The sequence below is a fragment of the Streptomyces phaeolivaceus genome (assembly GCF_009184865.1).
GTDB lineage: Bacteria > Actinomycetota > Actinomycetes > Streptomycetales > Streptomycetaceae > Streptomyces > Streptomyces phaeolivaceus.
On the sequence record NZ_CP045096.1, the window covers coordinates 6451855 to 6461754 of the forward strand.

General features: G+C 70.2%; 8 protein-coding genes and 1 pseudogene. 6 read left to right on the top strand and 3 right to left on the bottom strand.

What is annotated here, in order from left to right; genetic code table 11:
- Window positions 1-34 precede the first annotated feature (34 nt).
- The 4 genes and pseudogenes from F9278_RS29945 to F9278_RS48270 all read left to right on the top strand — a co-directional run bounded on the left by F9278_RS29945 (window position 35) and on the right by F9278_RS48270 (window position 5176).
- Window positions 35-1198 (top strand): polysaccharide deacetylase family protein, encoded by a 1164-nt coding sequence (locus F9278_RS29945; RefSeq protein ID WP_450373565.1) that lies wholly within the window; start codon window positions 35-37, stop codon window positions 1196-1198.
- Window positions 1198-2348, top strand: a pseudogene (locus F9278_RS29950) (acyltransferase family protein). Before F9278_RS29945 ends, F9278_RS29950 begins: the two are co-directional and overlap by 1 nt.
- Window positions 2349-2465: 117 nt before the next feature.
- On the top strand, window positions 2466-3164 hold the full coding sequence (locus F9278_RS29955) for a demethylmenaquinone methyltransferase (RefSeq protein ID WP_152171096.1): 699 nt from the start codon (window positions 2466-2468) through the stop codon (window positions 3162-3164).
- 143 nt (window positions 3165-3307) lie between these two features.
- A complete protein-coding gene (locus F9278_RS48270) occupies window positions 3308-5176 on the top strand; it encodes a zinc ribbon domain-containing protein (protein WP_152171097.1) in 1869 nt (622 codons plus the stop codon).
- Between the two features lie 176 nt (window positions 5177-5352).
- Here the strand turns inward: F9278_RS48270 and F9278_RS29970 are convergent, their stop codons facing one another.
- Complete coding sequence (locus F9278_RS29970) at window positions 5353-5676, bottom strand: PASTA domain-containing protein (RefSeq protein WP_152171098.1); 324 nt, start codon at window positions 5674-5676, stop codon at window positions 5353-5355.
- Between the two features lie 128 nt (window positions 5677-5804).
- Window positions 5805-6311, bottom strand: a complete 507-nt coding sequence (locus tag F9278_RS29975) for a GNAT family N-acetyltransferase (protein WP_152171099.1) — start codon at window positions 6309-6311, stop codon at window positions 5805-5807.
- A 170-nt stretch (window positions 6312-6481) separates the two neighbouring features.
- Here F9278_RS29975 and F9278_RS29980 point away from each other — a divergent pair, with 170 nt between their 5' ends.
- Window positions 6482-7774 (top strand): geranylgeranyl reductase family protein, encoded by a 1293-nt coding sequence (locus F9278_RS29980; protein ID WP_152171100.1) that lies wholly within the window; start codon window positions 6482-6484, stop codon window positions 7772-7774.
- Between the two features lie 210 nt (window positions 7775-7984).
- Here F9278_RS29980 and F9278_RS29985 read toward each other — a convergent pair whose 3' ends face one another.
- Window positions 7985-8818, bottom strand: coding sequence for a C40 family peptidase (locus tag F9278_RS29985; protein ID WP_152171101.1), 834 nt, complete (start codon window positions 8816-8818; stop codon window positions 7985-7987).
- A gap of 716 nt (window positions 8819-9534) precedes the next feature.
- Here F9278_RS29985 and F9278_RS29990 point away from each other — a divergent pair.
- The gene (locus tag F9278_RS29990) at window positions 9535-9894 is read left to right on the top strand and encodes an NADH-quinone oxidoreductase subunit A (RefSeq protein WP_007383963.1); all 360 of its coding nucleotides are present in this window, start codon (window positions 9535-9537) and stop codon (window positions 9892-9894) included.
- Window positions 9895-9900: the final 6 nt, after the last annotated feature.

The following is a 9900-nucleotide window of genomic DNA, read 5'->3' on the forward strand; positions in this document are numbered from 1 at the left end:
CGACGACGGCCCGAACCCGACCTGGACGCCGGAGATCCTCACGGTCCTCAAGGAGTACGACGTCCCCGCGACCTACTTCGTGGCCGGCTCGATGGCGTCGCGCTACCCGGCCATCGTCGAGGACATGGTCGAGGACGGGCACGAGACCGGCATCCACACCTTCACCCACGTCGACCTGTCGTACCAGAGCGACGCCCGGATCACCCGGGAGATGCCCCAGACACAGCTCGCCCTCGCGGGCGCCGCCGGCATCACCACCACGCTCTTCCGCGCCCCGTACTCCTCCGAGACGGACGCCATGACAACTACAGCTGGCCCGTCTACAAGAAGCTCGGCGAGGAGGGCTACACCAGCCGCTTCCAGTCGACACCGACAGCGACGACTGGAAGCGGCCCGGCGTCAAGAAGATCATCAAGTGGGCCACTCCGGAGGACGGCAGGGGCGCCTCGGTCCTCATGCACGACGCGGGCGGCGACCGCTCCCGGACCGTCAAGGCCCTCGGTACGTACATCGAGAAGATGAAGGCCAAGGGCCACACCTTCACCACCGTCAGCGGCGCCCTGCAGCAGGACGACGACGCGGCGAACGGTTCGGCGGACGGTTCGGCCGCCGGTCAGCGGGCGGGTGCCCCCGGCGGCGCCCACGGGACCGAGGCGCGGGGCGGGACACAGGGTGCGGCACAGGGCGGGGCCGCCGCCGCCGACGGGCAGGGCACCCCGGGCACCTCGGACGCCCAGGCCGCCCATCGCACCGCCACCGGGGCCACCCTCTACGAGGGCAGGGCACGATGCAGGCCCTCTGGAAGCACCGCGAGTCCCTGACGGACAGCGGCCCGTCCGGTCGCTTCGGCCGTGTCGGCATGCCGCTGGTCGTGATCTTCCAGATCATCACCCCGGTCTTCGCCCCGCTGATCGACGTCTTCACCGTCTACGCGATGATCTTCGTCGACTTCCAGGCGTCCCTGCTGGCCTGGCTGGCGGTCCTCGGCGTCCAACTCGTCTGCGTGGCCTACGCCTTGAAGCTGGACAAGGAGAAGTACCGCTATCTGCTGATGCTGCCCCTCCAGCAACTCGCCTACCGCCAGATGATGTACCTCGTCCTCATCCACTCCTGCATCACCGCCCTCACAGGAGGCCGCCTGCGCTGGCAGAAACTGAAGCGCACGGGCGAGGTCGGCACCCCGGCGGGGGCGAGCTGATGGGGTCGCACAGGAGCGGGGGTGCCCCCGCGACCGCTGTTGTGGCCGAGCCCGCCGTGGTCCAGGCGCACGAGAGCACCGAGCCCCAGCCTCGAACCACCGGGCGCGACCGTTACTTCGACACGCTGCGCGCCCTCGCCCTCATCCGCGTGGTCACCTACCACACCTTCGGCTGGCCCTGGGCCGGCATGGTGTTCCCCTCCATGGGCATCATGTTCGCCCTCGCCGGCACCCTCATGGCGAAGTCCCTGGAACGCCCCGCCCCCCAGGTGATCAGGAGCCGAGTCCGCCGCCTCCTGCCCCCCTTCTGGTTCTGGGGCCTCTTCGTGGTCACCGCGATGCTGGTCCACGGCTGGATGCCCGGCCGGCAGATCGTCTTCTGGGTCGTCCCGCTGGGCGACCCCCGGGCAACGCCTGGGGCGAACAGGCCTGGGAGATCCTCTGGTACCCGCGCACCTACCTCTGGTTCGTGCTCCTCTCCCCACCCCTGCTGAGGCTGTTCCGGCCGGCCCCGGTCCCGGTCCTCCTCCTCTCCCTCACCCCCATCCTGGTCCTCCACTTCCTCTGGGAGCCCCCGGACGACCGCTTCGGCAACGCCCTGACCGACCTGGCCACCTTCCTCTTCTGCTGGATCCTCGGCTTCGCCCACCGCGAGGGCGTCCTCGCCCGGCTGAAGCCGTTCGCGGTCACCGCCCTCTCCCTCGCGGCCCTCGGCTTCGGAGCCTGGTACGCCTTCACCCACCAGGAGGAGACCGGCTCGTACGACCTCGACGACATCCCCCTCGCGCAGGCGTTCTTCTCCGCCGGCTTCGTGACGCTCCTGCTCTACGCGAAGGCGCGCTTCAAGGTCGACTTCGCCGGACTGACCCGCTTCCGGCGCCTGGACCGGACGGTGACGATCTTCAACTCCCGCGCGGTGACGATCTACCTGTGGCACGAGATCGCCCTGATCCTCGCCGTCCCGCTGATCGACCGGTTCTGGAACGTCCCCGCGTTCGAGAAGTACCTCCCGCTGGAGAGCCAGTGGTTCATGTTCGGCATCGGCTGGCTGCTGATCGGTGCCTTCGTCCTGCTCTGCGGCTGGGTGGAGGACGTGGCGGCGAGGAAGAAGCCGAGGCTGCTGACTTGGACGCCGAGGCCGCTGTCGTAGAAGCCGAGGCTGCTGACTTGGACGCCGAGGCCGCTGTCGTAGAAGCCGAGGCCGCTGCCGTGGGCAGTGGGTGGGCCGGACGTGGGTGCGTCCGGCCCGTACTGCCACAATGGGCCCGTGACCCGCGCATCCCTGGACAAGCAGCCGCACGAAGTCGCCTCGATGTTCGACCGAGTGGCGAAACGGTACGACCTGACCAACGACGTGCTGTCCCTCGGACAGGACCGCCGCTGGCGCAAGGACGTCGCGAAGGCGGTGGACGCCCGGCCCGCGCAGAAGATCCTGGACCTCGCGGCCGGTACGGGCACCTCCTCGCTGCCCTTCGCGCGGACCGGCGCGTACGTCGTCCCCTGCGACTTCTCCCTCGGCATGCTCCGGGTCGGCAAGGAACGCCACTCCTGGCTGCCGTTCACCGCCGGCGACGCCACGAAGCTGCCGTTCAAGGACGACACCTTCGACGCGGTGACCATCTCCTTCGGCCTGCGGAACGTGCAGGACACCGACACCGCGCTGCGGGAGCTGTACCGGGTGACCAAGCCCGGTGGGCGCGTCGTGATCTGCGAGTTCTCGCACCCGACGTGGACGCCGTTCCGGACCGTCTACACCGAGTACCTGATGCGCGCGCTGCCGCCGGTCGCCCGCGCGGTGTCGTCCAACCCGGACGCGTACGTCTATCTCGCCGAGTCCATCCGCGCCTGGCCCGACCAGGCCGGCCTCGCCGAGCGCCTGCGGAAGGCTGGCTGGGACAAGGTCGCCTGGCGGAACCTCTCGGGCGGGATCGCCGCGCTCCACCGGGGGTTCAAGGCCCACTCGTAGCCGCCAAATCGGCCTGCGAGGTGCGGAGTTCACCCGAACGAGGGGCGCTCGCCGGGTAATCGTGTTGACGGGAACCGGTCAACAGAAACTACCGTCCGTTGATACATCGGTACGCGCCGGTGATGTCATACGACGGGGGATCCATGACGGCCTACTGCCCGCACTGCGGAACACCGGGACCCGACGAGGCGCGCTTCTGCATGAAGTGCGGACGGGAACGCCCACCGGTCCCACCGACGGCCCCACCGGCCCCACCGGCCCCGCCATCGGCCTCTCCACCGGCCATCCCAACGCCGGTTCCACCGGCCCCACCGGGCGCGCCGCCCCTCGGCCCGCCGCCGCCCCCTCCCGAGTACGCGCCCCTCCCCGCCCGGCCCTCACCCGTCGGCGCCTTCCTCGGCCGGGCCTTCCGGGGCGACTGGGGCGGTTCCGCCCTGGCCGCGCTCTGGCCGGTCGGGCTGCTCCTCGTCGCCGCCCTCGCCCTGGCCGTCCCTTCGTACGGCCAGGGCACCCAGGACGAGGAGGACTTCGTGGGCTTCGCCGACCGGCTGGGCCTCGCCCTCGCCGGTCTCCTCCAGGGTCTCGGCGGCGGCTTCACGGCCTCCGAGTCCGGCGGCGGCGACTACACGGGCGACTTCCAGTCCGCCGAGGGCGCCGTCACCCTGACCCTGGTCCCGCTCGCGGTGACGCTGCTGTTCATCGGGGCGCTCTGCATCGGCGTACGACAGCTCCGTACGCGCCTGGTGACACGCGGGGCGTACGGCGGTGGGGCGTACGGCGGGGCGTACGGCGGGGCGTATGGCGGGGCGTATGGCGGTGGGGCGTACGCCGGTGCCGGTCGGCCGGGCGCGGGGCCCGTCGGCAGCCGTACCGCCGGGCTCGAAGCGGCCGTGCGGGTCACGCTGCTGGTGACGGCGGCCGTACTGCTGCTCGGGCTGTTCGCCCAGCCCGAGATCGCGTTCGTCGAGGTCTCGACGTCCCCTTGGCGCGCCGCACTGGGCGCCCTGCTGCTCACCGCCGCCGTCTCGGCCGGGCTGCTGCAACGCGACGACCTGGCCGCCTGGCCGGCCGCCCGCCCCGGCCCCCGGGCCCTGTTCCGGGCGACCGGGACGGCCGTGATCGCCATGGCGATCGTCCTCGCCCTCTGCTCGCTCGTCACCTTCGTCGTACTCGCGGCGAACGACGAATGGCGGTCCGAATGGGAGGAGGAACTCAACCCGCTCCTCCTGGTCCTGCTCGTCCTGCCCAACCTCGCCGTCAACCTCCTCGGCCTCTCCTGGGGCGCGTCCGTCACGGGTGAGGCGGGCCGCACCCGGTACGGCGACGACTCGTCGTTCGGCGGCGGCTCGTCCGACGGCTACGGGCTCGTCGAGTCCGGCCCGTACGGCGGCTACGAGAGCGAGTCGTTCGGGCTCTCCGAGCTGGGCGACGCCGTCAACTCCTGGGCGGTCGTGGGCGTGCTGGCACTCGGCGCGGTCTGCGCCCTGATCCTCGGCGTCCTCGCGGCCCGCCGCTCCTCGGGCCGCGGCGAGCAACTCCTCGCCGCAGGTGTCTTCTTCGGCCTCTTCCTCCTCCTCACCGGCGTCAGCGGCTTCGGCATGGAGGCCTCCGGATCCGCCACGACCGACTTCACCAGCGAGTTCTCGGCCGCGGGCCAGGTGGACGTCGGCCTCGACCTCCCCGAGGCGCTCCTCTTCGGCCTCCTCTGGATCCTCGGCGCCACCTTCCTCGCGCCCTATCTGGTCCGGATGACCGGAGGGCGTACGGCGGTGATCGCCCCGCCGATCCCACCGGTCCCACCGATGCCGTCGACCCCGTCGACCCCGCCTATGTCATCGCTCCCGATCCCGGCGCCGTACGAGCCTCCGCTCGTCGAGCTGGGCCACCACCAGGTGCCGCCCGGCCCGCCCGCCGAGCCCCGCAGCCGCACGCTCCTCTGGGGCCTCACCATCGCGGCGGCCTTCGCGATCGGCGGGGGAGGGGCGGCAGCGGTCCTGCTCTGGCAGAAGTAGGGGGGCGGGGCGAGTGCCGCGTCACTTGGCCTCGCGCCTCGCGCCTCGCGCCTCGCGCCTCGCGCCTCGCGCCTCGCGCCTCGCGCCTCGCGCCTCGCGCCTCGCGCCTCGCGCCTCGCGCCTCGCGCCTCGCGCCTCGCGCCTCGCGCCTCGCGCCTCGCGCCTCGCGCCTCGCGCTACCGAACCACCGCGAACGGATCCCCCGGCTCGTCCAGCGCCCTCCGCAATCCGGGCGGAGGGCCCCCGCGCCGGGGCTCCCGCACACCCCCGCCGTCGTCCCCCGACTCGAACCACACGGTGACGGCGGCCCCGCGCGGCACCTTCACGCCCGGCGGCGGGTACTGGCGTACGACGTAGTCCACGACGGTGAGCGGGAAGTCGGGCCGGTCGGGCGAGACGAGGGTGACCCCGTCCGCCTCGGCCGTCTCGCGCGCGTCCACGGACATCAGGCCGACGAACCGTGGCACACGCACTTCGAATGACTTGGGTGTTATACGCACAGATGTTCACCCCCAGCGGTACCGGCAGGGTAACCGCCGAGCGACCCCGGCCGGAAGCACTGCGTGGCAATCTGCGCCAAATCGCTACCGTGGGTGACGAGTTGTCGAAATCTCGAACATCCGATCCCTCACAGGGTCAGGCGGTAGCAGTGCCCGAGCTGTTGTGTGACGGGTGTCGTGTACGTCTCCGCCAGTTCCATGCCCAGCCGTCGTGTCACGGCGATGGACCGCTCGTTGCGGGCGTTGACCATCGCGACGACGCTGCCGACGCCGGCCTCCCGCACCCGCTCCAGGGTCTGCGCCGCGGCGGCGGTCACGTATCCCTTGCCCCAGTGGTCGCGGCTGAGCCGCCAGCCGATCTCGATCTCGCCCGTCGGACCCCACTCCCGGGGCCACGGCTGCGCGCCGGTGAATCCGATGGCCCGGCCCTCCTCGTCGAGGATCGTCCACAGGCAGAACCCGTGCTCGGCGTCGTGGCGGCGCTGGCGCGCGGTGAGCTCCTCGTAGACGGACAGCTCGGCGGGCCGGCCGCCGTGGAACTCCATGACGTCGGGATCGTCGAAGATCCGGTGCCAGGCGAAGGCGTCCTCGTCGGTGGGGACGCGCAGCCGTACGTCGGGCAGAGCTCTGTTCACAGGGGCAGCCCTTCAGCCGAAGATCGGTACCGCTGAATAGACTGCCCATGTCCGACGCCTGTCGGCACACGTTTTCTGGCTCTTCTGGCTCCTCCGGTTCCGGTGCTCCCGTTTCCGGTCGGCCGGTGAACCTTCGCTCCGATCCTTCTACTTCTTGGGGAGAACCCGTCGTGACCGAGCCCCAGCCCCTTACCGAACACACCGCCGATGTGATCGTCGTCGGGGCCGGGCCAGCCGGTTCCACCACCGCGTACTACCTGGCCAAGGCCGGACTGGACGTGCTGCTCCTGGAGAAGACCAGCTTCCCGAGGGAGAAGGTCTGCGGCGACGGCCTCACGCCCCGCGCCACCAAACAGCTGGTGTCGATGGGCATCGACATCTCCGAGGAGGCCGGCTGGCTCCGCAACAAGGGGCTCCGGATCATCGGCGGCGGCGTCCGCCTCCAGCTCGACTGGCCGGATCTCGCCGCCTACCCGAACTACGGACTCGTCCGCAAGCGCGACGACTTCGACGAGCAGCTCGCCCGCCAGGCCCAGAAGGCGGGCGCCCGGCTGTACGAGCGCTGCAACGTGGGCGCGCCGATCATCGACGACCGCACCGGCCGGATCACCGGTGTGCACGCCAAGCTCGGCGACGAGAAGCGGGAAGTCACCTTCCACGCCCCGCTGGTGGTGGCGGCCGACGGCAACTCCACCCGGCTCTCCCTCGCGATGGGCCTGCACCGCCGCGAGGACCGTCCGATGGGCGTCGCCGTCCGTACGTACTTCACCTCCCCGCGCCACGACGACGACTACCTGGAGTCCTGGCTGGAACTGTGGGACAAGCGCGGCCCCGGCGAGGACCGGCTGCTCCCCGGCTACGGCTGGATCTTCGGCATGGGCGACGGCACGTCCAACGTCGGTCTGGGCGTCCTCAACACCACCGCCGCGTTCAAGGAGCTGGACTGGCGCGACGTCCTGAAGGCCTGGTGCGCGTCCATGCCGGAGGAGTGGGGCTACACCCCCGAGAACATGACGGGCCCCATCCGCGGCGCCGCCCTCCCGATGGCGTTCAACCGCCAACCCCACTACACCAAGGGCCTGCTGCTGGTCGGCGACGCCGGCGGGATGGTGAACCCGTTCAACGGTGAGGGCATCGCCTACGCCATGGAGTCCGGGCAGATCGCGGCCGACGTCATCGTCCAGGCCCACGCCCGCGCCACCCCCGGACAGCGCGAACTCGCCCTGCAGCGCTACCCGCAGGTCCTCAAGGACACCTTCGGCGGCTATTACACGATGGGCCGCGCGTTCGTGAAGCTCATCGGCAACCCGAAGATCATGAAGCTCGCCACGCAGCGGGGCCTGACCCACCCGATGCTGATGAAGTTCACGCTGAAGATGCTGGCCAACCTCACCGACCCGACCGGCGGCGACGCGATGGACCGCATCATCAACGGCCTGAGCAAGGTGGCCCCGAAGGCGTGACCCGGGCACGGCCGGCCGTGGGGGTCCCCGCGGCCGGAACCCTGGAAGGCCGCTGAGGGGCCCGGCGTCGCCTCGACCCGTGGAACACCTTCGGCGTGGGGCGGGAGCGCCCTGTGGGGCCGCTGTGGCCCTTCCTGAGGGCAGCCCGAGGGCCGCTGTCCCCCTATGGGGAGAGCGGCCCTTCGAAAACGCCTTGGGCGACCGGGTCGGTCAGAGGACGCGCACCGCACCCGTCGCCGGGTAGTCGGAGAGGTCCTGGATCACGACGCCCTTGGAGGGGTTCGCCGCGTCGAGGTACTGGTCGTTCCCGATGTAGACGCCCACGTGGTACGCGGAGCCCTTCGCGCCCCAGTACAGGATGTCGCCGACCTGAAGGTTGGACAGCGAGACCTCGGTGCCGACCGTCGACTGGTCCTGGGAGACCCGGGGAAGGTCCACGCCGACCTGCTTGAACGCGGCCCGGACGAGCGAGGAGCAGTCCCACGCGTCGGGGCCGGTGGCACCCATGATGTACGCGTCGCCGACCTGCGCCTCGAGGAAGCCGATGACCTCACCGACGCTGCCGGTGGCCGGCGTCGTCGTGGTGCTCGTCGAGCCGGACGTGGACGTGAGGGTGGTCCGCTCACTGTCGCGCGCGGCACGCTCGGCCTCGGCCTTGCGCTCGGCCTCGGCGGCGGCCTTCTTGCGGGCCTCCTCCTTCTTGGCCTTGGCCAGGTCCTTCTCGGCCTGCTTGGCCGCCTGTTCGGCGGCCGTCTCGCGCTCGGCCTGCAACTGGTAGTCGGCCGCCATCGCCTGCGTGGCGTCCGCGGACTGCGCGGCCTGCGTGGCCAGGTCGGCCGTGAGGGTGGGCGGTTCGAGCGTCTGCGTCACCGGCTCCGCGGCGAAGGCCGACGTCGAGGCGCCGGCCACTGCCACGGTGCTGAGAACACCACCGGCGACTCCGGCGCGCATCGCGATCGAGGACGCGTTGCGGCGGGGTTTCCGGTGGCTGCGTATGTGAGCGGTGTGGGACATGGGAACAAGCGGTACCAGCGACTCCTCCATACCTTCAAGAAACGTGTGCTGCGCCACAGTTGTTCAACGGAGGCGCCAAATTCCCTGCGCGTCACTCTTTATTGACGCCGTAACGGGCATAGCGGACACGATCGAACAGGCCTTTGATCATGCGCTTTCGTGATTACGCCCGAATTGCCCTGTGCTTACCATCGATCGCAGCGAGTGGCCAAGGCCCGTTGATTTGATCTCGCTCCGATGTGGCGCAGGTCACGGAACGGTCACCCGTGCCCGCCGCGTCCCGCGCGGGAGTGGTCGCCCTCGGTGCTCGTGAACGCGTGCACACGTCCACATTCGTGCCGGACCTCCCTCCGGGGTGTGAGCGCCGCGCTCTACCAAGCGGCCCCGTCCAGCACCAATTTGCATGCAGCGGAATCCTCTTGATATAGAGACGCCCTACGTGACCAGCGGTAACGCATGAAAATGTCACTTCTGGTGATCAGTCTGGCGCTTCGCGTATGAAGATCGACGCTCATCCGACTTCATGATCCATCGTCAGGTGGTGGAGATCACAAACTCGGTGCCGCACCCCGTGTCGCAGATCACAGACCGGCAGGCATAGGATGCGGGGCAGTTGGGCTTGTGACCTGCTTCACATGTTCGCGATCTTCGTCGGGACGGGCGGAGTTCGTGGGACCGGTGGGGCGGGAGAGCAGGGCCCACGCCATCCGCCAGCAGTCAGTGCCGACTGAGAGGAGCGAGGAGCGGTGAACGCTTATGCGCCCATCCTCGTACTGGGAGCCCTCGGGGCAGGCTTTGCGATCTTCTCCGTGGTCATGGCCACGCTGATCGGCCCGAAGCGCTACAACCGGGCGAAGCTAGAGGCCTACGAGTGCGGGATCGAGCCCACCCCCACGCCGGCCGGCGGCGGGCGTTTCCCCATCAAGTACTACCTGACGGCGATGCTCTTCATCGTCTTCGACATCGAGATCGTCTTCCTCTACCCCTGGGCCGTCACCTTCGACGCCCTGGGTGTTTTCGGGCTCGTGGAGATGCTGCTCTTCGTGCTCACCGTCTTCGTCGCCTACGCGTACGTCTGGCGTCGCGGCGGCCTGGAATGGGACTGAGGGGCC